Genomic DNA, 24,020 nt, shown 5'->3' on the forward strand with positions numbered 1-24,020 from the left:
AAAACTGATACTTCAGTTTTATCCTTCATTGTTAATTGTTAATCGTTAATTATTAATTTCGTATAACACTTTAAATTGCTCTTTCTTAATTGGAATAAGAATAATTTCATTTTTCAACTTGTATTCCTATAGTTGCTTACTAATAATATTTAATATCTATTTCAATTTATTTCCAAGAAATATTTTTTATATTTTATTCTTATTATAGTCTATTTTCATTATTCCTAAAACATTTTAAAAATCTACTATAGGGTTCCAAGTTCAAATTTAAAGTAATCTCTTTATCAAATGATATTATTAAGCTTACAGTTTATTTCTATTTTTATATTTGGAACCAATTAAGAGTGAAAAGTTATAGTTGATATTACTCACTTCGCTTTTAATATCTAAAAATAAAAATGCTTAAAAACTATGTTTTTATATTGTTTTTAAGTAATTTGCTTAGCAAATTATCATAAAAATTGATTTTAAAAACTGATACTTCAGTTTTATCCTTCATTGTTAATTGTTCATCGTTAATTGTTAATTTTATATAACACTTTAAATTTCTCTTTTTCAACTGAAACATGAATAACTTAAAGTTTTAACTTGGATTCCTATAAAATATATAAAAGTCAAAGAAGCTACTTCTTTGACTTTTATATATTAATTAACTATTTTATTGTAAATCTATTTGTATTGCTTTATCTTCTAATAATTTGTATTCTGTTTCTGGATATACCATTATTTTTTTATAGTTTGAAAAGTCATATTCATCAACATAATAAGTTATTGTTCTATTATAACTTCCATCTTTTCTATCTACATATTCTTCTCTTAACCCCTTAACTGGTTCAACTTCATTTCCTTCACAATCTGCAAAATCAAAAACTATCTCTGAATCATAATATGACAATCCACTCTTTTTATATTTTATTTTTATATCATTCTTTCCAAACTCAACATTTTCTACTAAAATACTACCCTTAGAATTAGTTTTAAGTTCAATTGGATAATTTTCTAAATCCCCCATAACAAAACCTTTACTTTGATCATACATGCCATTTTCTAAAGGAATTATTTTTATATATTTTGTATCCTTATTTTCACAAATAAACTCAATTGACTTTTTATTTGCATCTGATATACCTTGATCTCCACCAACAATCTCCAAACTATTTCCTTTATCATCTAATATTACAAATGGAAATTTTAAATTTTGAAGACTATCAAATGTAATTTGATTACCAAGAGGTGACATTGATACACTTTCTATCATCATATTATAATTTTGTCCGTCTAAATCTATATCTGCTTTCTTATTTACAGTAAAATTCTTAACATCCTTTTCAAAGTTTCCTTTATTTAAAGTTGTCTCTATATTCCATTTACCACTTATATCAAAAACTCTCTCAGTTGCAATGTTTAGCTTTGAGTTTTCATTAACTTTTGCACCATCCAAATTAACTCTAACTACAGCCTTAAGAATATTTTCTGATTCATAATGTCCTTCCCATCCCATATCTCCTAGAACCACTCCATCTATCTCGTAAAAAAAGAATGGAACATTTGAATACATTTCCATAGGCTTCTCCTTTGGATTATCTTTCTTCGGAATAGGTTTATCACTTTCTATTGTATAAAATGTATTTATGAATTTTCCATCTGTTGATATACTATCTAATGTTATTTTTATTCCATTATCCTCAACAGTTACACCTACTTCGCTACCAAATTCCTCTATTTCTTCCTTGTTAGATGCATATTTAGATTCTGTATTGCTTTCAAAATATCCCTTTACTGAATTTATAGCTTGTTTTACAATATCAGAATTAGTTGCCATAACTGTTGTAAAAGTTAATGTCATTATTGTAGCCACTGAAACTAAAACCTTAAGTGATACTCTCTTATGTTTTTTTACTTTATCTAAACTTTTAAAGGTTTCTTCCATCCTATTTTCTAGGCTTTCTGGAAGTTCACAGCTCTCATTTGCCGCATTTTTTTTAATCATCTCATCAAACTTATCCAATTACTTCACTCCCACTTTCCTTTTCTAATATTACTTTTAATTTATCTTTTGCTCTACTTAACCTTGACTTCACAGTACCCTCTGGCACATTTAAGATACTGCTCATATCTTTTATACTCATATCTTCATAGTAGAATAATATAATAACTGCTCTAGAATCATCATTTAATTGATTAATTGCCCAAATTAAACTTTTGCTTTCTACTTCCTCATATTTCAGGTTATATACTTCCATGTTTTCTTCTAAATCTATCTTGCTTTTTTTATTTATAAGTGCATAGCACTCATTAACTAAGATTCTCATAATCCATGGTTTAAAACTCTCAAGCTCTTTTAACTTATTTATGTTTTTAAATGCTTTAAGTATTGTTTCACTAATTACATCTTCAACATCAGCCTCTATTTTTAACATACTTTTTGCCAATCTATATAAAGAAATTTTATTTTCTTTAACAAGTCCTATAAATATTTCCTTGGTTATATTTCTTTCTTTTGTCCTATTATTTTTTAAATCATAAATACTCAATACATTATCTTTTCCTTCCAAAATTTATCACCTCTCCTTCTTAAGATAATTAATATTAAGAAAAAGTTCCATGATTTTATAAATATTTTAATTTTTTAACCTCCTATATACTTTTAAGATGAATATAACGACTAAAAAGTTCCAAAATAAAAAAACACATCTCTAAATCTACATAAATGCAAATTTTGAAATGTGTCTTTTTATTATTTAAAATTTAAATTTACTTACCATTGTGTCCATTGTTTTCGATATATTAACTTGCTCTTCTGCCATTTCTTTAACTTCATCAACTACATTAGACACTAAATCAACATCTTCCATAATATTATTACTACTATCAGAAGTATCTTGTGCTGACTCAGCTATATTTTGAATTACTAAACTTATTTCATTCATAGTATTTTTAATTCCTAATGCCATATTGCCAAGATATGATGTGAATTTTTCTATAGCCTCGGCATCTTCTCCATATTGCTCTGCAACTCCAACAAATGAATTATAATCAGGTGTTACTGTTTCCCTAACAAACTCTAACATTTCCTTAGAATCTAACATAAGACCTTGAATTGAATCTTGAGTTACTTTAATTGTCTTTTGAATTTCATCTACAGTTGTTGATGTTTCATTTGCAAGTTTACCAATTTGAGCTGCTACAACTGCAAATCCTTTCCCTTGTTCACCTGCACGTGCTGCCTCTATAGAAGCATTTAGAGATAATAAGTTTATTTGCTTTGCAATATTAGAAACTACTTCAGCCATACCTCCAATACTTTCTACTACTCTAGAGCTTTCAATACTTGAATTTAATCTTTCTTCAAATTCTTTACTTAGTTTATTTGATTTTTCAAAAGCTTCATTGCTTGCATTTCTTACTTTTTTTGCTCTATCATTTATATCATTAGTCATATCATTACATTTTTCTGTTTCACTACTTAGCTCAATTATATTAGAGTTAACTTCTTCAACTGATGCAGTAAGTTCTTGTACAGCTGCACTAGATGTCATCATATTTCCATTTATCTCTGAAATAGATTCTTTTATTTTTACAAAGTAATTTAACAGTTTTTCTGTAACAGTATCTAATCTTTTACTTGAATCATCTAATTCATCTGACTCATTAGATATTGTTTGTATAACTGACTTATTTTCTAGATACATTTTATTCAATGCACTTCCCATTTTACCTAATTCGTCTTCAGTTTTAATATTTAAAGTATCTATTGTAAAATTACCATCTGATAATTCAGCAGCAAATTTACCCACATTTTTTATGTTTTTAGTTAAATATAAGACTTGTGATAATACAGCTAGAACAGCACAAACAATTGTTAATACTCCTATTATGAATAACTTAACTAATAAACTTCTAACTGGAGAATTTAATTCATCTTGGGATATTTCCATAATAATTGTCCATCCAAGTTTATCAATTTTTTGAGCGTATGCATTGTATTTTGTTCCATTTTTCGTATACTCACCATTGTATCTTCCTTCTGCATTTTCAAGAAGTTTTTTACCAAACGCTGCAACACTACCTTCCGAATCTTCTGATATAAGGGTTTCCATAACTTTATTTTCTTCATCACTAACAAGGTATAACCCCTTAGAATTTACCATATATGCTCTTCCACTTTGTCCAAATTTAATATCTGAAATAACATTTTGTATTGAAGTAAGATCTATATCTACAGTTATACATCCTATATACTCATTTTTCTCGTTCACAATTGAAATATAGCAAGATGACATGGTTTTATCTGTAGTTTCATCATAATATGCTTCTGTAAACACTGGCTTTGTTGCATTCTTTGAATTAATATAATATTCCTGATTAAAGTAATTATATTTTTCATTGCTATATTCATATGTTGTAACTATCTTATCATCTTTTTTATAAACATATGGTCCTACATACTTTTTATTTTTATCATATACATAAGGCTCAAACCAAATCCCACTACCTAAAATTATATTGCTTTGAGATATTGATTTTTCAAGAATTTCTTCATATTTTTCCATTGGCATAAGTGTGTATGATGAAGAAATGTTATTTGATATACTTGTTGCTATTGTTGAAACTTCCTCAATTTCTTTCATAATCTGAGTGGTTTCAGCTTGCAGTTCTGAATTCATTTGTTTACTGATTTCATCTGAAATAATGTCCTTGCTCGTAACCCCAGCAATAGTTCCTAATGAGAGCATTGCAACTATTATTACTGGTAATATAACTATTAATATCCTTACACTAATTCTTTTAAATTTCATGTGTAATCCCCCAATTCCCACAAATTAAATTAATATTAAATTAATATTTTTTACTTATAAACAATTATCGTGAATTTTATACAAATATTTACGGATATTAATGGAAAATATTGATTTTTTTTATTAATTTTTTATTTTCTTTAATTGTCTCATATAATATAGTTAATATTTTCCTTGCTCCAAAGCTCGCTTATGCTCTCAGTAAAGAAATCTTTATATTCTTTTAACTCATCAGTAGTATACATATATTTTCCATAACCAAATTGACCAAATTTAAATTTTCTAAGTTCTTCTTTCATTGGTAATTTTGTATTAGGGAATATACTTAAAATATTGTCTTTTGCTCTTTTTGTAAATCTATGTGATATAACTTCAAACATCAAATTTTCGTTATCTATAACTGCTTTTATATACTTTAACATTTCATAGTATTTTTCTTTATAATCATCTATTAGAAAAACTGGTGCAATTATAAATCCAATTGGATAACCTGCATCACTTACCTTTTTAGCCGCTGCTATTCTACTTTGAAAATCCTCTGCTTTATGCTCATACATTTTTATAATTTCATTTATATTTAAACTAAATCTTATAGTAGTTCTTCCATTGTGATTAGCATCTAAAAGGCTATCTACATCTGTGAATTTAGTTACAAATCTAAAAAGTGACTTATCATTTTGTCCAAAATACTCAATTGCTTGTTTTAGAGCACCTGTATATTCTTCAACTGGTATTGGATCTGATGTTGCTGCTCCTTCAAAAATAGTTATATCAGGTTTTCTCTCTTCTATATATTCTCCAGCTTTTTCTAATATTTCATCTACGTTTACATGAATTTTTATATATGGTTTTTTGCCCATTTGAGTATTCAAGTAACAATATTCACACATACCCATGCATCCACTCACTAATGGCAATTGATAATGAGCTGATGGTTTGCAACTTTGAAAATATAATTTTTTTCTAACTCCAACAACTAGTGTATTTTTACCTTCCTCATACATCTCTGTACTACTCTTTCCTGGTATTCCTGTTATCCTTCCATTTTTAGAATACTTTATTTCAACATTTTCCTTTTTAAATCTTTCAAACAATTCTTTGCCTTTATCATAATTTAATGCATCCTCTTCAAAAATAACTCTTCTAGGATTAAACATACTTTAACTTTCACCTCTCCTATTTTCTAATTTATTTATTAAAAGTTTAACCCTTTCATTGTAATTTTATTTATTAATACACTCACTATATAAAGTAATAATCAAATTTAGTTAACTTAATGAATAAATAGCCTGTACTGACTATATATTTAAAGTAGACAAGCAAAATATATAAAATATGGGGGAGATTAGCTTGAAAAAAAGATTAATTTTAATATTCCAGGCTGCTACTGTTTTCATTGGTACAATAGTTGGAGCAGGCCTTGCCTCTGGTCAAGAAATCACTCAATTTTTTACCACTTATGGCTACAAAGGTTTTATTGGAATTCTTATTTGTGCAGTACTATACATAACCGTTAGCTGTGCAATGGTTTCTATAAGTTTGAAATTTAACCTTAATTCCTATTCCGACTTTATAAATCTAGTTAGTCCTGGATTTCTTGGCAAAATAACAGATATTTTGACAGGCTTATTTTTAGTTGCTAGTGCATCTATAATTCTAGCTGGCAGCGGTGCTCTACTTAAACAATACTTTGCCATTCCAAGTATTGTTGGTGTTCTTATTATGTCATTAATCTCAATAATAGTCTTGCTTAGGGGGACTGAGGGACTTATAACTATTAATTCCTTAATAGTTCCTTCACTTACAACAATTATAATTACAGTATTTATATGCTACTTAATTAACTTTAGAGGAAATATGAGCTTAAGTTTTATGAAAACTGTTCCTATTCATAAAGAGCTATTAGTTCCTGGTCAATGGATTATTTCATCATTTCTCTATGGAGGCTTTAACATCTTATTTTGCAGTGGTGTTCTAGTTCCTATTAGTAAAGAAATGAAAGACAAGCTATCTATTTTCATTGGTGTTACTATTGGAGCACTACTTTTAACATTTTTATCATTCCTTATAAATTCAATGCTCCTTGTAAATATTCCTGAAATATTTAAATATGAAATTCCATTACTACATGTTGTAAGCAGATTTGGACCATTACTTCAAATTCTACTTTTAATTGTTATATGGTGTGAAATGTTCTCAACAGAAGTTTCAGATATTTATAGCGTTGGTAAAACATTAGAGCAAAAATATCATATTTCTTATAAAACTGCAGTTATCATAATAATGATTATTGCTATACCTATATCTCAACTAGGTTTCAAAAATTTAATAACATATCTTTACCCTGGTTTTGGAGTAATAAGCCTTGTATTTATTACTCAAATTTTTACTTTTTACTTTAAGAAATGTCGCTAATATTAGTGACAGTCATTAAAATTAATGACTGTCACTTTTTAATTTAATTAATGTAAGTTAAATGTTTCCTTACTATAATTTTGAAATTTTTTATAAATTTCACTTATAATAAGTTATTCTTCCTAAATATAATGCTATATTTAATTATAGATGTAATTAAAAGGAGGCTTTAACATGGAATTTTTAATAATTTTTATTTGTTCATTGTTTAATATGGTTTCATCAGTTTGTTTTTCTTTATTAAATAACATTTTTCATAAAAACTTTGACACATTATCATCCATTTTAATAATTATTTCATCTTTTATAGTAATTATTTATTTAAAAAAGTTAAAAGAAAAATTTAAACTACCTCAATTTAATAAAGCATTTATCTTTTCATTAATTACTTTAATATTAGATGTTATACTGCTTATAATAGTTTCTACTATGAATATATCAAATAATAATGTTCTATTCATTCTAACTTCAATTTCTTCATTTTTCATTGTATTTTTAGCTTTGTATACTAACTCTATTTTGTCTTCTGGTATAAGTAAATTATATAAAGAAAAATCAAATAATATCATGTTTTTAAAGGCAGAAACTATTTCAAAATACTTCTTGAAAATATTTATATCTATACTTATATATTTTGTTCTTTTGATTTTTGCAGCAATTGTATCTAACACATTATTAACAATTCTTTTGATTGCTATTTTAATTTTTATGTTTTTTGCACTATATGTTCAAATTTCATTTTTAAAGTTATTATGGGATTGTCATAAAGTTTTTGATACAAAATAATATTTTTGATATGATTATAAGAAAGCAGGATGTTTTATCTTGTTTTCTTATTTTTATGAAAAGGTGATTTTATGAGTAATTTAGATATATTAAAAAATTGTAATCTTTGCCCTAGACACTGCAATGTGAATAGACTAGACGGAAAGTTAGGTTTTTGTTCTGCATCAGAAAAAATAAGAGTTGCTAAAGTTTCTAAGCACTTTTGGGAAGAACCTTGTATTTCAGGTACAGAGGGTTCTGGCACTGTCTTCTTTTCTAATTGCAATTTAAAATGTGTGTTTTGTCAAAACTATAAAATAAGCACTGATGGTGTTGGAAAAGACATCTCTATAGAACGTTTAAGTGAAATATTTATAGAACAACAATCTAGAGGTGTTAATAACATAAACTTAGTAACTCCAACTCATTATATTCCTGAGATAATTGAAGCTGTTAAACTTGCTAAACAAAAGGGCTTAATACTTCCTATAGTTTATAATTCTAATGGATATGAAAATATAGATTCATTAAAATTATTAGATGGTTATATAGATATTTACCTTCCAGATTTAAAATATTTTAATGACAAATATGCTATAAAATATTCAAATGCCAAAAATTATTTTGAAATGGCTACAAAAGCAATAAATGAGATGTTTAGACAGGTAGGTCCTCCTAAATTTAATGATAATGGAATAATGACAAAGGGAGTTATAATTCGCCACTTAATGCTACCAGGTCTTTTATTTGACTCTAAAAAAATAGTGGATTATATTTATAAAACTTTTAAAGATGATGTATTTTTAAGTTTAATGAATCAATATACACCATTTTATAATGCTAGTAAGTTTCCTGAACTTACAAAACCATTAAATCCAAAACATTATGATGCTCTAGTTGATTATTGTAGTGAACTTGGATTTAAAAATGCATTTATACAAGAAGAAGGTACTCAAAAAGAAAGTTTTATACCTGATTTTGATTTAGATAACGTATAAAAAAGGATAGAATTGATAATTTCAATTCTATCCTTATCTTTTAAACTACATATTCTTCTAAACTCTCTCTAAAGTATCTTGCTATCTCATTAAATTCATTTATACTTTCTGTAAGATTTCTTATTTCTTCTGTATAAACATTAACATTAGCACTTACTTCTTGTGATGATGCTGAGTTTTGTTCTGCTGTTGCAGCTAATGTTTCTATAGTGTCGTTCATTCCAGCTATAGACATTGCTCTATCATCTAAATTTTCTATTGTGTGTATCATTGTTGCTGCAACAGTTTTTACTGATACTGCAGTTTCCTTATTAGTTTCCCTTACAGACTCTAATCCTGATGTTTCTTTTTGAAGTATATCATATTCACTTTCTATTTTATTAACTAAACTTCCTATATCACCAACAAACTCACTTAACTTACTATTTATTTCTTTAACTGCATCTTTAGTCTGCTCTGCTAGTTTTCTAACTTCTTCTGCAACAACAGCAAAACCTCTTCCTTGTTCTCCTGCTCTTGCTGCTTCTATTGATGCATTTAATGCTAATAGATTAGTTTGATCTGATATTTGAGCTACAATTGATACTATATTAGTTATATCCTTAGCTCTTTCACCTAATTTTGTTCCTTTTAATTTAACATCTTGGAATCCAGTTAAAGTTTCTAATATATTTTTACTTGTTTCCTCTACTTTTAAATAACTATCATTTATCTTTCCTATAGTAGATTCTAACTCTTCTTTATTTTTATTTTCATCTTCAACTATATCTTTAAGTGCAGATATATTGTCGTTTAATACAGATGCTGCACTTTCAGTATTATTTGCTTGTTCAACCGATGTATCAGCAACTTCGTTTACAACACTAACAATTTCTCCAGAAGCTGAGTACATATTTTCTGATATATTTCCAAGTTTATCAGCAAAAGATGTTAATTCATCTGTTATTCCTTTTAATCCTATAAACTCTCTTTTCATTCCTTTTATATGTTCATTTAATCTGTTATAAATGACTTCAAATTCATCATTTGTTGTAAGACTACTTTCTTCCATGAATTTTTTACCATTTAAATTATCAATAACTTTATATATATGATTTAATGGCATCATTAAAACCTTAGTTGAAATGCCACTTAATCCACCACCTAATATTCCTATTATTAGCGCCTTCCATATACTTTTAAGACCTACTAATGGAATACTTAAAACAAATAAAGTAACAAAAGTAAACAGTGCAACTTTTAAAGAAACACTTTTTAACATTCCAAGTGACAATACTTCATTTATCCTATAATGCTTTTTATATTTAATATCTTCATTAAATGTAATTTTAACTTTCATTGTTGTATCGTTATGCTCTATAACTTCAAATTCTGCTTTTTCATTAAAATATAAAAAACTTCCTTCAAGCATACCAATAAAGTAATCAAACATACGTCTTTTAGATTTATAAGTTATAACTGCTTCTCTGTTAGATATAGCCACTATATCTACACTTGGCGGATTAGCACCTGGCAGTTTTTTAGTCATAGCATAATGAATATCTTGTAGTGATTTTAAAAATGAATAAGTATTATCTTTCTTAAAAAATACTTTTAAATCTTCTGCAAATGAGTAAATATTGTCATGTCCAATTTTTAACCATAACTCTTTTGTGCTAATTCCCTTATGTTTACAAATGTATTCTATAAACCTATCTACCTTTGCATCATCAACATCTTCAGCTGGTGAAAAGAATTTTTTCTTTATAAACCCAGCACTTGACATAGCTTCATCCACAAAATCATTTCCATAAAGTTTTCTACATGTTTTAAACCATGCACTTACAGCTGTACCCTTCATCTTTTTTCCCCCTTTATAATAAATACAAAATTTTTAAGTTAGTATTTATAATTCCTTCTATAAAAATTAATAAAATATTTACTTTTACTAGATTACCATTTTAACACATATTTTTCTTTTTTAATAGATATTATTAATTAATTGTTTTTATCGCTTATTGTTTTACATTACAATAAAAGAAAAATTCAACACCTACTTCAGTATTTCTTACTCCATACTGAAAACCATGAAGTTCTAATATATTTTTTACTATTGAAAGACCAAGCCCACTTCCTCCTAATTTTCTTGTTCTTGATTTATCAACTTTATAGAACTTCTTCCAAACACGTTCTAATTCTTCATCACTTAATTTATTGCATGTATTTTCAAAGCTTACCCTTATAATACCATTTTCTTCTCTAGTTGTTATGAAAATAGTTCCATTTTCTTCTGTATATCTTAAAGCATTTGTTAAAAAGTTCGTTATTACTTGTTCCATTCTAAACTTATCAGCCTCTATTGTTGCTATACTATAATAATTTTCATATACCTCTATGTGTTTATCTTGTATTTTATTAGATAAAATTCTTACCATATTATGAATTAATTCTACTAAATTAAAAACAGATAAATTTAAATCTACTGATTCACTTTCAAGTGCCGATAATTCTAGCATATCTTTTACTAAATTGCTCATCCTATTAGTTTCTTGAATTATTATATCTAGTGATTCAGCGCTCTCTTCCATTGTAAATACACCATCTTTTAGTCCCTCTGTATAACCTTGAATTATAGTTATTGGTGTCTTTAATTCATGAGATGCAGCTGCAACAAATTCTTTTCTAATCTGATCTAGTTTTCTTTCTTTTTCAATATCTCTTTGCAATTGTATATTGGCACTTTGTAAACATGTTAATGCACTGTTTAAATTTTCAGAAAGAAAATTTAAAGTAACTGCAAGATCTCCAATTTCATCTTGTGATTCAACTTGACACTTTTCACTGAAATCTAAAGTACTCATTTTCTTTGCTTTTTCAGATACTTTTCTTAATGGATTAGTTATCATATTTGAGTATACATATGATAATAGTATTATTATAAATATTGCAACTGCATAAAAGAATTTATAAAATTCCTCTATAACACTTATTCCCTCACTTATTGGAAGTAGTGAGGCTGTAGATATTATTATGCTGCTATTATCGATTTTAGCACATACCAAATCTTTATTGTCATTATAAGACCCTTCTACCTTAAATATAACTAACTTCCCTGTAAGTAGTCTATTCATTACATTTGCGTCTTTTTCCATTTCATTTATTATATCTATAATGTATCTTCTTCTCTTGTTTCCACCTTCACCAACCTCAATATTTATTGCAATAGGAAGTTCTGGTCTATTCTCTACAACTGCTACATACATACCATTTTTTTCTTCATATTGCTTTATTAAAGTTGTAACTTCATTATAATCATGAAGTTTATTATATTCATCTATAAATTTTAAAGTATTTACTTGTATATTACTACTTTTCTTATTAAAATACATACTTTCAAAAAATATTCTTTGAACTATTAATGTAAAGCTCAAAAACAATATAAAAACTACTGTTGTTATTAAAAATAGCTTTTTTGAGATACTTTTATTTATACTATCAATATACAATCTATACTTCTTCTTCATCTTTTACCTCAAACTTATATCCAAATCCTCTTACTGTTTGAATATACTTTGATTTTTCCTTTAGCTTTTCTCTAAGTCTTTTTACACTTGTATCAACAACCCTAAAATCTCCTATGAAATTATATCCCCAAACACCATCTAATATTTGTTCTCTAGTTAGTACTATATCTTTATTTTTTACAAAATACATAAGTAGTGAAAACTCTGTTGGTGTAAGTGAAAGGCTTTCTTTATCCACAGTTACATTATGTGCTTTCTCATTTATGCACAATCCATTAAACTCATACACATCTTCTTCTTTTTCTTCACCATATGTTCTTTTAATTAAAGCATTTACTTTAGCTACCAATAATTTAGGACTAAATGGCTTAGTTTCATAGTTATCAACACCAATTCCAAAGGCTAATAACTTATCCTCTTCCTCACCCTTAGCACTTATCATAATTACAGGTACTTCATAATCTTTTCTAATTAATTTAAGTGCTTCAAACCCATCCATTATAGGCATCATTATATCTAACAATACTAAATGTACTTCATTGCTTTTTAATTTATTTAATGCGTCAACACCATTAGACGCTTGTAATACATTGTAATTCTCTCTTCCTAAATATGCCGCCAATAGTTTTCTTATACTCTCTTCATCATCAACTACTAAAATCGTTTTATTCATCTTAAAATCACCCCATAAAATTATTCTATTTTATAATTTATTAAACATTATAAATTTTAAATTTCTAATCTAATCTTTCAAATTATGCTTTTATCATTTGATAATTATAGTTTTATATTTGATTCCTATATTATATATTATCTTATATTCTTTTCATTATCATTACAAAATCTTATATTTTTAATCTAAATATTGAAATATTTATATAAATACTAAAAAAGGAGAGAACACTTTTCTCTCCCTAACTTATCTTTATTCAATTGGAAAATCTATTGTTGGCATGTCAAGTCCTCTACCTGTAATAAATGTTGGTGGTACAAATATTCCAAGTTCTCTTGATATATTTTCAAGTTCATTATCATTTAGACCAATTGATCCTCTAAGTTCTGCAATTTTACTTACTCCAACATATATATTAGATATTTGATACCATGTTGCATAATCAACTTTTCCTGTCTGTGGCAAATTAAATATTTGTTGAAAAACTTTTACACTTTCAGCTGTAGTAGGCCCATAAACTCCATCTACTGCAACTTTAGGTATTAGTGGATAGTTTTGTGAGATTCTATTTAAATAAGTTTGAACATTTCTTACTGGTTCTCCATTACTTCCTATTTCTAGTGTATATCCTGGATAAGATTTAGGTATTCCTGAAACTTTAGGTGCTTTTTCTAAATCTATATCGTTACCATAAAAATGTGTTAAAATTTCATATGGAGTTTTACCTTGATCTCCTAGATACTTACTTCCCCACTGTGTTAGCCAACCAGGACATTTTACTCTTTCACCATCGCAATATTGAGTTAATAAAGGCTGTTTTGCACCTCTTCTTTTTATATAGCTTGTAAATATTTCGTCAACAATCCTACTTATATTATCAAATATATTTCTTCCATAACTAAATGCATGGTCAAAAGCAGTTGAATTTGTAATAGTATACTTATATCCTTTTCCCTCATACCATTCTGTAAAAACTCTATTTAATGTAAATGATAATATGCAATATATATTAGCTCTTATTGTACTTTCTGGCCATGTTGCATATATCTCTGAACTTGCTACGTTTTTAATATAATCTTTAAAAGGTACTGTGTAGTTTGGAGCTCCTGTATTTGTTGGAGTTCCCGCATGTACTATAACATATTCTGGAACACTTACTTGATCTAAAACAACAAATCCTCCACCAGGTGATTTAGGTAATGTTTTTTCAGGTGCTTCTGGAATTTTAGGTGGAAAATTTCCATAAAGCCTGTTTGGTTGAACATCTATAACCTCTTCTTTTACTTCTGTTTCTCTCATGTTTCCTGTTTCCATTAGATTTATATCTTGTACTGCTGTAACATCTGGTAATATTTGTGCATTTTTTATAACTACCTCTTTAAAGCCTTCACCTCTTACTGTTATGTCCCAAAGGCTATATGGTCTTTCAGTATACTCAGGCTTTTGACTTAATTCTATTGGTGGTGCACCTACATCTACAACTTCTGTTTGTCCTATAACATTAGTTTTTAAGTTTATAACATCACTTTTATTTTCTGATGGATTTAATATTACATTAATATCTTTTAACGGTACATAACTTTTGCCTTTATACACATTTACTAAAATTTTACCTTTATCCGCCATAATCTACTCCTCACCCAACTTATAATTCATTATATTATATGTACATTTACATTTATTGTGATTTAATTATATATTTTACATTATTTTTTATGTCTTAATTTAACCCTTTATTGTAAATTATTATTTCTAACCCTTACTTTTTATTGCGAATAATACTAATAAGTAGAAAGTATACACCTGTCATATGCTAATTACATTATCATAATTTACTGTATTCTCTATCTTCTAAAAATAGAATTATTCTCCAATGATTATAATTTTAACTCTTAAAAAAATTTAATTTTTTATATAAAAAAAGCTGAAACACAAAGTTTCAACTCTTTTTATTCTTTATAATCCATAGACATTTCTTTTTTCTTTTTTCAAGGAAAAAAATCCTTTAATAGTTATGTCATTTTCTTCTACCAATTTTTTTATTTTATCTTCATTTTCATATGAGTATTTTATTGATATTCCACAAAATGAAGATAATTTTCTAGGTGTCGGTGACACAACATATTTTATTTTATTTTGTTTTAATACCTTTTCAAGTTTAGTTCCCTCTGTGTAGTTATAAAATAATATATAATACTCTATATTATCCATAGATATCTTCCTTTTACAAAACAGTTCTTCTAGAAATTACATAATTTCTAAGAATGCCTCTATTCTTGTTTTTATTTGTCCTGAATCTTCATTTCCATAATCTGTTTCAATTCTTATTACAGGTACATTTTCTTTCTTTAATTCTTCTTGCAACTTATTTGATTCTATTGAATAAGTATGGCAGAAAGATAATCCAAAATCTATAACACCATCTACATCATATTCTTTTACATATCTTAAAACATCTTCTACTCTGCCTTCGTTTGGTGTAAAACAAGCACAGTTTATATTTAAATATCTGTTAGCTAAATTAGTCACTAAATCATCTAAAGTTTCACCTTTGTCACTAACTAGGTTTTCAAAATATCTTGTTCCTGTACAGGATTCTTCTGCAACAACTTCAGCATTTAAATTTTCTATTATGTAATGTAATTTCCAGTTTGGTAATGCCATTGGTGTTCCTGTTATTAATATTCTTTTTTTACCTGTATCTTTTAAAGTTTTTATTCTCTCTTCTAGTTCATCACATAGCTCATTAACTTTAGCTATGAATCTTTCTGGTTCATCATAAAATGCTATTTGACTAATCAATAAAGAATCTAGTCCACTTATTGGAGCTGGTCTATGTTTTCTTAAGTCATAAAGTCTTTTTAATGCTTGTCTCTTTCTATTGCATATATCTATAGATTTTTTTAAGTTTTCTACAGTAACTTTATTGCCTGTGAATTCTTCCATTTTTTCTATAAATAATTTAATTTCATTTGCCCACATTTTAAAATCTTTTTCTCTTTTCATTTGTGGTAAATCCATAACATGAATTGGTTTTCTTTCTCCAATTATCTCCCATGCTTTTTTCTTTCCATCACAAGTAGTTTCCCCTACTACCATATCACAAGCTAAGAAATACGGACATGTTCTGTCTACTAAAGCTCCTGTAAATGCCTTAATTAATGGACATAAGTTTTTAGGTAATACTTTTTCACCACCCGGAACCCAAAATTGTGATCCTGCACATAATCCTACGCCTATTGAATTTGTTGCTAATATAATCTCATCTGGTACAAATACGCAGAATGTTCCAACTACTTTTTTTCCTTCTTTTTTTGCATCTTCTAGTTCTTGAATTCTAAGTCCATGAACCTCTGAAACCACAAAGTTAAAGTAATTCATTCCTTCTGGTCTATTTTCCTGTTCCATATAAGTAGCACTATAAAGTTCTGGTAATATCTCACACAATTGATCATGTTTTTCTAAATCTACATTTAGACTTTTCCACATTTCTCTATAATCCGCCATAATACATCCTCCAATATAATAATTTATTTAATCTTTGTGTATTTTTTTGTATTTTAAAATAAATTATGTCAATTAAATTCTATCATATTGTTGAATTATTTTTACAATATTCAAATAACTATAAAAAAATCAAATAGATCTAATATATCTATTTGATTTCTCCAATAAAATAATTAAGGAATTCTTATAAAAATTTTATCACTGAACATATCAGTATCATCCAATTTTTTAAGTTCATAACTTCTTGGCTCAGAATTTATTCCCCTTATTGTATCAAACATTCCTTCTAAATTAAAAATACCATATCCCCATTCCCTATTTGGGTATATGTCACCTTTTCTTTTTATAGTTCCACTATATAAATATGATTTTATTTTGCTTGCATATATATTAGGATCATTTCCTTCAACTATTGCCCATTGATAAAACAATGCCATACCACCTGCTAAAACAGCAGCCGCCACACTAGCCCCAGAAACATTAACTATATTTCCACCTGGAGAAATTGTCTGTACATTAATTCCACCAACAGTTACATCTGGCTTTATTCTATTATCCCTTGTATAACCACGTCCTGAATCAACTACTACACTATTAGTATTTTGATTATAATAAGCAGCTGACAAGGCACTATAACTAGTGGATGGTACTGTTAATGTTATATATGGACTGGAATTTAAAAAGCCTGTATTTGTTCCCAATAGTTCCCTTTGATACATCCATATATCTATATCTCCAAATAATATATATTCACCTATTAAATTTAATCTCCATATTCCAGGTTTTATATCTTTAATTAGTACTATTATATTTTCATCACCATTATAATCATCTGGATAATTATATATAACCATTACACTTGTATTCTCAAAAATCAACTTTGCCTCTTTTGTTTTTTTTATTCTAGCTGGTATAGGCTCAATTATCTCCCCACTTGGTGAAACAATTCCAACCGATACTCTATCTGGTTTAGTTGCCCAAATTGTCAATATTAAATTTTTTTGATTTTGATCTACCCTAACTTCAACAGTATGAATATCTCCTGTCTTTTCAATTTTGCCTCTATAATGTGTTTCACTTTGCCCCTGACTTCCACATCCGGTGACAACTAGTGTTCCATTTGTCCTCGATATAGAATCAATATACCTTTCTACAATTGCACTAGCATCATGAGCTGCAAAATTAGTTGCCAGTGGTATATATATAACCATAGGCATCTTTAAATATTGCTTTAATTCATATAAATAATTAATTGCAAGTAATATGTCGGATGTTTGATAAACTGGATACTGAAGTCGTTCAAGACAATTTTGCCTCATAGCTCTATCACTAGCTTCTTGTAACTTAACTACAGCAAACTTGCAATTTGGAGCTGCGCCTTGTTCTATATTAACCCCACGAGCACCTATTATTCCTGCCATCTGAGTACCATGCCCATTATCATCCTTGCTAAAAACAATACTATATGGATCCTCACCTTTTTTTGATGCTTCTATTGCCTTATTAATTTCACTATTACTATATTTATTTCCAAAATAATAGCCATTATTATTTTCCATATTTGAAGTTTGATCCCATATACTTAAAATTCTACTTTTACCATCTTCACTTATAAATTCTGGACTTAAGTAATCTATTCCTGTATCTATAATACCTACAATTACACCATCTCCAGTTAAGTTTAAATATGAATTACCGTGATATTTATTTATATTAGAAGCTTCTAATGGTGATACTGCAGTTAATGAATATATTATATTTCCTTCTACGTTTTTTATGTTTTTTACCTCTTTTACTAATCTATCTATTTCACCTACTTTTACTGCCAATATAGCATAAACAGAATTTATAATCATTGCACATGCATAATCTTTGTTTTTAAGTTCTGATACTATATCCCCATAATATTCCACTATATATGCTTCATAATCATCACTTAAATAGTCTTTTCCACATTCATTATCTACTTTAGTTTTTTCCCTACTATTTTTCATCCTCCTCTCTCCTCTCTATTATATTTTTAAATTCATTCGGAAATTTAATAAAGAGTCTGTTTTCCTCACTAGAAATACTTCTTATATTTTCAAAAACACCATTCAAATCTAATATGCCATAACCAAATTCTCTATTCGGATATATATCGCCTGGCCTTTTTTTAGTTCCACGAACTAAATAAGATCTTATTTTAGGTGTATATAAAAGCGTGTCATTTTTCTCCACTATTCCCCATTGAAGTAGTAATGCTACTACTCCAGCTAAAATAGCAGTAGCTGCTGAAGATCCTGTAACCTTTTTAATTTCATTATTTAGTCCTGTTGTCAATACTCCTACTCCCCCAACAGCAATATCAGGCTTAATTCTATTATCTCTAGTGAAACCTCTTCCAGATTCCGCCATCAATGTATTTTTATCTTGATTATAATAAGCTGTATTTATAACATAATTTGCAGTTCCAGGGGTTGCTAGTGTTATATATGGGTCTGGATTTAAAAACCTAGTATTAGCTTCCAGCAATGCTCTTTGATATATCCACAAATCGTAGTTCCCATCAACTACATAATCCCCAAAAATTTTAAACTGCCAAATTCCATCTTTAAGATTAGTCATAAGTACTTGTATATATTCATTTCCTGAGGACTTATCCGCAACATAATATCTTACTTTTACATTAGTCTTTTCATATATAAAATATAAATCTTCCACTTCTTCAAATTTTACTGGAATCCTATCTATACTTTCTCCACTTGGTGAGGTTATTCCTATAGAAATTTTATCTGGAGTTCTCGCCCAAATGAAAATCATTAATCCTTTTTGATTTTTGTCAACTTGTACTTCTACTGTTTGAATTTCTCCAGTTTTATTTAACTTTCCACTAGTGTGTGTATCTGTATTCCCTTGGTTTCCTGTTCCTGTTACAACTGTTACCCCCTTAATATTTGTATATCTATCTATGAAGTTTTCTACAAGTCCAGTTCCATCATGACCACCAGCATTACTCTCCATTGGTATACATATAACCAATGGCTTATCTACCTTATAGTGATAATTCAATAAATAAGTTATACCTAAAATTAATCCTGTTGTTCCTGTTATAAATGTCTTTTTATTAAAAACTCCATTTTGTTCTAATACAGATTTATCTGATTCTTGACATTTCACAATTGCAAATTCACAATTTGGCGCTGCTCCTAAAACTCCATTTATCCCTCTTGCACCAATAATTCCAGCCACTTCAGTACCATGTCCATTCTCATCTTTTTGTGGTACTATTTTATACGGGTCTCCCCCGTTCATGCTTTCCTCAATAGCTCTATTTATTTCTTCTCTAGTATACTCTGCACCATATGAAAAATTTTCTGGTGGTTTTCCTACTGTTGCACTTTGATCCCATATAGTAGCTACTCTTGTTTTATTGTCTTCTGTCATAAATTCTTTATTTAAATAATCTATACCTGTGTCAATTATTCCTACAATTACACCAGTACCATTTAATTTTAAAAATTGATTGCTATGAAACTTTAGTACATTTGATGTTTCAAGTGGAGATATTTCTGATAATGTATATAATTTGGTTTCATTATATCCAACTATTGTTTTACTGTTTTTAACTACATTTTCAATAGTCCCCTTTTTAACTACTATTAAAGCCTCTGAATTTGTTAATTTAAACACACACACATTAGAATTGTTCTTGTATTCCTCACTTACATCTCCCAAATACTGAACTAAATAATTATCATAATCTACATTATTAAATAATTTCCCGCACTTTTCTAATTCTTCATTAGGGGTTTCTGTAATAAATGGACTTTCTATATTATTTTTAACCTCAGTTTCTCTAATACCTGCTGCATCTCTATATCTAAGAGGTTCTTCATTTAACCAAATTTCTAAGGAATCTCTTAAGCACAATGTTCCATATCCCCATGTTGGATTAGGATGATCTTCATTGCCTTTTATCTGTTTTGCTCCCTTTAATATATAATATTTTAATCTCTCTCCATATAAGTATGGATCTCTTCCTTTTATAAATCCCCATTGTAGTAATAATGCAGCTGCTCCTGAAACTACTGGAGTTGCCATTGATGTTCCACTTAATTCATCATATCCACCACCAGGTATTGGCCCAACTATATTTTGTCCAGGTGCTACTATATCTGGCTTTATATTCTCTGAATTTAGTCTTCCTCTTCCAGAAAAACTGGATATATCACCAATATTACTATTGTAGCTTCCTACTGTTATAACATTTTGAACTGTTCCAGGTATACCAAGTGTATTATATACTGTTGGCCTTAAAAACTTTGTTTGCCTATTTAGTGCTTCACTTATAGGTAGCCAAACATCAACACTTGTAATTTCCTTTCCCTCTCTATACAATACTATTGTCCAAACACCTTCTAGTAAGTATTCATTTTGTGCTACTAATGTTAATATAATTTCTCCTCCTATATTAAATGGAAGTGGCCCTGATTTATATATAAAATAATATGTTCCCCTTAAATTACCTTCTACATATGCTCTATTAAAATTTATTATTGGAGTTCTATTTCCATCTGGTGCAATAATTTGCACACTTATATCAGATATAAACTTTTTATATAATTGAAATATCAATGCTGGTTCTCCAGAAGCTACATTAAGTTCTATTTTAGATACTTCATTTACCTCTACGCTTACATGATGACCTTTATCTCCTTCATTTCCTGCTGCACAAACAAAACTTATCCTCTCTAATGCACTAATTACTGATATATATTGTTCAAAAAGAGTTCCTCCATTATGTGCTCCATCATTTGTACTAAAACTTAAATTTATTACTAATGGTTTTTTTAACTCCCTAAATTTATCTAATAAAAATCTTATGGCTCTCATAACTTGACTACTTTTTGTAAATGTTCCCTCGCCTTCCCTAGTAAGCTTAACCATAATTATTGAAGCTTCTGGTGCTACACCATAATTTTCTTTGGGAATTCGTCCACCAGCAGCTGCTATACCAGCTACATGAGTACCATGTCCTACCTTATCAACATGTTCTACTATAGATTGAGGATCATTTGACTTTAATGCTTCATTTATTTGATTTGAATCATAAACCTTTCCAATACTTAAATCGTAAATATAGTCTATTCTTGTTGTTCCATCAGCATTTGTAAATGCAGGATGCATATAATCTATTCCTGAATCTATAAATCCTATTACTACACCTAACCCTGTTAATCCATAATTTATTCTGGGTGTATTTATACATGATGCTGAGTTTACACTTTCACTATCATAGTGAACAGTTCTAGGTAATTCTATATATTGTATTTCATTTATTGAACCAACCTTTTCTACATCACTAAAATTCACTGTTACAATTCCAAATCCATAACCTAAGTCGTCTAATACACCACCTATGCTTTCTACTTTAGATTTAACAATTTGAAAATCAGTACTATATAATACAATTAATTCAATTTTTTCTCCACTTAAGGTTTGCTTATACTTTGCTGAAACTTTGTTTAATAATCCCCTTGGTATATTCAAAATTAAGTTTAAAAAGCCCTCAAAATTCTCCAAAACTTTCAACTCCAAATATTATTATTCACTTATAATTTTATGCACTTAAAATAAAAAAAAGTATCTATAGTAGAAATTTAACCTACTATAGATACTTTTTGTTAATTATAATTCAAATTCAATTCTATTTAATTTTGCTATGACTTTTATGTCTTTATGTGATACTGTTTCTGTTCTTAATGAATTCTTATTGCTTATAAGTAATATTTTGCTTGCATCTAGTCTTTTTATTTGTCTTATTACTCTTTCATTATTATAATCTATAAGACAAATAGCATTATTCTCTATTTCGCTTGTTAGATTAGCAAATGCTACATCACCTTCACAAATTCTAAAACCCATTAAATCATCATTTGCAATTTTTATAAATAATACTTTATCTGCATTAAAACCTTCAACTTTTTTAGATATTATAGGTAATTGTTTATTTCCTACAGGTTTTGATAAATCATAATTATAAATTCCTATAGTTTTTATTACTGATCCAAAAGCATCATCCCATACTTCATTGATTTTTTCTGGTGCTTTATTTCTAACTTCCGTTTTAACTGTTTTAGACTCTTCGTAAGCTATATCTTGGAACATTGTAGAAGCTGTTTTAAGTTCTCCACCTAAAACCTTTCCAATTCTCTCCATCATTTTTTCATTTATAACTTTACGACCAGTTTCAACTTCATTTATAAAACCTTCAGAAACTCCTAGTTTCTTAGCTAATTGCTTTTGGCTCATTCCCTTGTCGTTTCTGGCTTTCTTTAAAGTTTCTCCTACTTTACTCATATTACTACCCCTTACTTAAGGACTTAATTTTTATAAAATAAATCCTTCTATAATGTTAAAATAAAATATTTATTTCTTAGAAAATTGTTCACGTTCCTTAATTAAATGTTCAAGCAAAAATTTGAAGCTCCAGTTGATTGATACTGGTGTAACTGATGCTAATATAGGTTTAGATTCTAAATTATTTCTTACAATTTTAACTGCACTTTGAATTGCCCCACTAGAAAAATTATTAAATATAATCACTTTTTCCTTAGGCATTTCATGTATCTCATCAACCTCTATCTTTTCACTTAATATATCTCTTAGTTTTAGCTTTGACATATTCTCTTTAACTACAATACATTCTCTAGATGTTTTGTCTTTAAATTTTAAATTTAAAATTTCTAGTTCGCTTTCATCTAATCCATAAGTTATCATTACTTTATCATTTAAATTATTCATATTAAACCCTCAAGTATTCTAATTACATTTTTTCTGGTTCTGGATACTCTACACCAAAAGTTTCTACTGTAACTTCTTCCATTACTTGATCTTCATCTGGTTTATCCATGTAATTTCTTGATACTAAAGAAATTTCATCTGCAACATCTTGACCTTCTATAAGTTTCCCAAATGCAGCATATTGTCTATCTAAGTGTGGTGAATTTTCTACCATTATGAAGAATTGACATCCAGCAGAATTTAAAACTTGAGTTCTTGCCATAGATAAAACACCTTTTGTATGTTTTAAATTATTTTCAAATTTATTTGCAGCAAATTCTCCTTTTATACTATATCCTGGGTTACCCATTCCAGTTTTATCTGGACATCCACCTTGAATCATGAATCCAGGAATTACTCTGTGGAATATTAATCCATTGTAAAAACCTTTATTTATAAGACTTATAAAGTTATTAACTGTATTTGGAGCTATTTCTGGATATAACTCAGCTTTCATTATTTTACCACTATTCATTTTTATAGTTACTATTGGATTTTGCATAATATTTCTCTCCTTTATTTTAACTTTTCTAAA

The 24,020-nt window shown here is 27.9% G+C and carries 19 protein-coding genes; 2 read left to right on the forward strand and 17 right to left on the reverse strand.

Annotated elements, in window-relative coordinates:
* Nucleotides 1-409: 409 nt before the first annotated feature.
* The 5 genes from BN346_RS21615 to splB form a co-directional block, all read right to left on the reverse strand.
* A complete protein-coding gene (locus BN346_RS21615) occupies nt 410-559 on the reverse strand; it encodes a hypothetical protein (protein WP_158644472.1) in 150 nt (49 codons plus the stop codon).
* Between the two features lie 99 nt (nt 560-658).
* Nucleotides 659-2,008, reverse strand: a complete 1,350-nt coding sequence (locus tag BN346_RS09500) for a DUF4179 domain-containing protein (RefSeq protein WP_040328184.1) — start codon at nt 2,006-2,008, stop codon at nt 659-661.
* Entirely contained in the window at nt 2,001-2,555 is a 555-nt protein-coding gene (locus BN346_RS09505) for a sigma-70 family RNA polymerase sigma factor (RefSeq protein ID WP_051540242.1), read from the reverse strand. The genes BN346_RS09500 and BN346_RS09505 overlap by 8 nt, the downstream gene beginning before the upstream one ends.
* A gap of 186 nt (nt 2,556-2,741) precedes the next feature.
* Complete coding sequence (locus tag BN346_RS09510) at nt 2,742-4,799, reverse strand: methyl-accepting chemotaxis protein (RefSeq protein ID WP_040328185.1); 2,058 nt, start codon at nt 4,797-4,799, stop codon at nt 2,742-2,744.
* 149 nt (nt 4,800-4,948) lie between these two features.
* A complete protein-coding gene (gene splB, locus BN346_RS09515; protein WP_040328186.1) occupies nt 4,949-5,956 on the reverse strand; it encodes a spore photoproduct lyase in 1,008 nt (335 codons plus the stop codon).
* A gap of 178 nt (nt 5,957-6,134) precedes the next feature.
* On the opposite strand from splB, the gene BN346_RS09520 reads away from it, so the two are divergent.
* Nucleotides 6,135-7,214, forward strand: a complete 1,080-nt coding sequence (locus BN346_RS09520) for a YkvI family membrane protein (protein ID WP_040328187.1) — start codon at nt 6,135-6,137, stop codon at nt 7,212-7,214.
* Nucleotides 7,215-7,567: 353 nt separating this feature from the next.
* Here BN346_RS09520 and BN346_RS21620 read toward each other — a convergent pair whose 3' ends face one another.
* Nucleotides 7,568-7,885 carry a hypothetical protein gene (locus tag BN346_RS21620; protein ID WP_148361092.1) on the reverse strand — a complete coding sequence of 106 codons (318 nt, stop codon included), beginning with the start codon at nt 7,883-7,885 and terminating at the stop codon, nt 7,568-7,570.
* Between the two features lie 186 nt (nt 7,886-8,071).
* Between BN346_RS21620 and BN346_RS09530 the strand changes: the two genes are divergently transcribed.
* Nucleotides 8,072-8,977 carry a radical SAM protein gene (locus BN346_RS09530; RefSeq protein ID WP_040328189.1) on the forward strand — a complete coding sequence of 302 codons (906 nt, stop codon included), beginning with the start codon at nt 8,072-8,074 and terminating at the stop codon, nt 8,975-8,977.
* A gap of 40 nt (nt 8,978-9,017) precedes the next feature.
* Here the strand turns inward: BN346_RS09530 and BN346_RS09535 are convergent, their stop codons facing one another.
* From BN346_RS09535 to BN346_RS09585, 11 genes are all read right to left on the reverse strand, one after another.
* Entirely contained in the window at nt 9,018-10,817 is a 1,800-nt protein-coding gene (locus BN346_RS09535; RefSeq protein WP_040328190.1) for a heme NO-binding domain-containing protein, read from the reverse strand.
* A gap of 154 nt (nt 10,818-10,971) precedes the next feature.
* Entirely contained in the window at nt 10,972-12,480 is a 1,509-nt protein-coding gene (locus BN346_RS09540; protein ID WP_040328191.1) for a sensor histidine kinase, read from the reverse strand.
* Nucleotides 12,464-13,153 carry a response regulator transcription factor gene (locus BN346_RS09545; RefSeq protein ID WP_040328192.1) on the reverse strand — a complete coding sequence of 230 codons (690 nt, stop codon included), beginning with the start codon at nt 13,151-13,153 and terminating at the stop codon, nt 12,464-12,466. Before BN346_RS09545 ends, BN346_RS09540 begins: the two co-directional genes overlap by 17 nt.
* A 252-nt stretch (nt 13,154-13,405) precedes the next feature.
* Nucleotides 13,406-14,779: a peptidoglycan-binding domain-containing protein gene (locus BN346_RS09550; RefSeq protein ID WP_040328193.1), complete on the reverse strand. Its 1,374-nt coding sequence runs from the start codon at nt 14,777-14,779 to the stop codon at nt 13,406-13,408.
* 330 nt (nt 14,780-15,109) lie between these two features.
* The gene (locus BN346_RS09555; protein ID WP_040328194.1) at nt 15,110-15,364 is read right to left on the reverse strand and encodes a putative Se/S carrier protein; all 255 of its coding nucleotides are present in this window, start codon (nt 15,362-15,364) and stop codon (nt 15,110-15,112) included.
* A gap of 36 nt (nt 15,365-15,400) precedes the next feature.
* A complete protein-coding gene (locus BN346_RS09560; RefSeq protein ID WP_040328195.1) occupies nt 15,401-16,660 on the reverse strand; it encodes a double-cubane-cluster-containing anaerobic reductase in 1,260 nt (419 codons plus the stop codon).
* 173 nt (nt 16,661-16,833) lie between these two features.
* A complete protein-coding gene (locus tag BN346_RS09565) occupies nt 16,834-18,654 on the reverse strand; it encodes a S8 family peptidase (RefSeq protein ID WP_051540244.1) in 1,821 nt (606 codons plus the stop codon).
* Complete coding sequence (locus tag BN346_RS09570) at nt 18,644-22,225, reverse strand: S8 family peptidase (RefSeq protein WP_051540246.1); 3,582 nt, start codon at nt 22,223-22,225, stop codon at nt 18,644-18,646. Before BN346_RS09570 ends, BN346_RS09565 begins: the two co-directional genes overlap by 11 nt.
* Nucleotides 22,226-22,330: 105 nt before the next feature.
* On the reverse strand, nt 22,331-23,002 hold the full coding sequence (locus BN346_RS09575) for a helix-turn-helix domain-containing protein (protein ID WP_040328196.1): 672 nt from the start codon (nt 23,000-23,002) through the stop codon (nt 22,331-22,333).
* A 69-nt stretch (nt 23,003-23,071) separates the two neighbouring features.
* A complete protein-coding gene (locus BN346_RS09580) occupies nt 23,072-23,446 on the reverse strand; it encodes a DUF3783 domain-containing protein (RefSeq protein ID WP_040328198.1) in 375 nt (124 codons plus the stop codon).
* A 22-nt stretch (nt 23,447-23,468) separates the two neighbouring features.
* Nucleotides 23,469-23,987: a peptidylprolyl isomerase gene (locus tag BN346_RS09585; protein ID WP_040328200.1), complete on the reverse strand. Its 519-nt coding sequence runs from the start codon at nt 23,985-23,987 to the stop codon at nt 23,469-23,471.
* Nucleotides 23,988-24,020 lie beyond the last annotated feature (33 nt).

It is taken from the genome of Clostridium ihumii AP5 (genome assembly GCF_000612845.1).
In the GTDB taxonomy this organism is placed as follows: Bacteria; Bacillota; Clostridia; order Clostridiales; family Clostridiaceae; genus Clostridium_J; species Clostridium_J ihumii.

Excerpts from the sequence above, each read along its gene's own strand:
- BN346_RS09510 (WP_040328185.1), bottom strand. The coding sequence starts at position 4,799 with ATGAAATTTAAAAGAATTAGTGTAAGGATATTAATAGTTATATTACCA.
- splB (WP_040328186.1), bottom strand. The coding sequence starts at position 5,956 with ATGTTTAATCCTAGAAGAGTTATTTTTGAAGAGGATGCATTAAATTAT.
- BN346_RS09520 (WP_040328187.1), top strand. The coding sequence starts at position 6,135 with ATGGGGGAGATTAGCTTGAAAAAAAGATTAATTTTAATATTCCAGGCT.
- BN346_RS09530 (WP_040328189.1), top strand. The coding sequence starts at position 8,072 with ATGAGTAATTTAGATATATTAAAAAATTGTAATCTTTGCCCTAGACAC.
- BN346_RS09535 (WP_040328190.1), bottom strand. The coding sequence starts at position 10,817 with ATGAAGGGTACAGCTGTAAGTGCATGGTTTAAAACATGTAGAAAACTT.
- BN346_RS09540 (WP_040328191.1), bottom strand. The coding sequence starts at position 12,480 with ATGAAGAAGAAGTATAGATTGTATATTGATAGTATAAATAAAAGTATC.
- BN346_RS09545 (WP_040328192.1), bottom strand. The coding sequence starts at position 13,153 with ATGAATAAAACGATTTTAGTAGTTGATGATGAAGAGAGTATAAGAAAA.
- BN346_RS09550 (WP_040328193.1), bottom strand. The coding sequence starts at position 14,779 with ATGGCGGATAAAGGTAAAATTTTAGTAAATGTGTATAAAGGCAAAAGT.
- BN346_RS09555 (WP_040328194.1), bottom strand. The coding sequence starts at position 15,364 with ATGGATAATATAGAGTATTATATATTATTTTATAACTACACAGAGGGA.
- BN346_RS09560 (WP_040328195.1), bottom strand. The coding sequence starts at position 16,660 with ATGGCGGATTATAGAGAAATGTGGAAAAGTCTAAATGTAGATTTAGAA.
- BN346_RS09565 (WP_051540244.1), bottom strand. The coding sequence starts at position 18,654 with ATGAAAAATAGTAGGGAAAAAACTAAAGTAGATAATGAATGTGGAAAA.
- BN346_RS09575 (WP_040328196.1), bottom strand. The coding sequence starts at position 23,002 with ATGAGTAAAGTAGGAGAAACTTTAAAGAAAGCCAGAAACGACAAGGGA.
- BN346_RS09580 (WP_040328198.1), bottom strand. The coding sequence starts at position 23,446 with ATGAATAATTTAAATGATAAAGTAATGATAACTTATGGATTAGATGAA.
- BN346_RS09585 (WP_040328200.1), bottom strand. The coding sequence starts at position 23,987 with ATGCAAAATCCAATAGTAACTATAAAAATGAATAGTGGTAAAATAATG.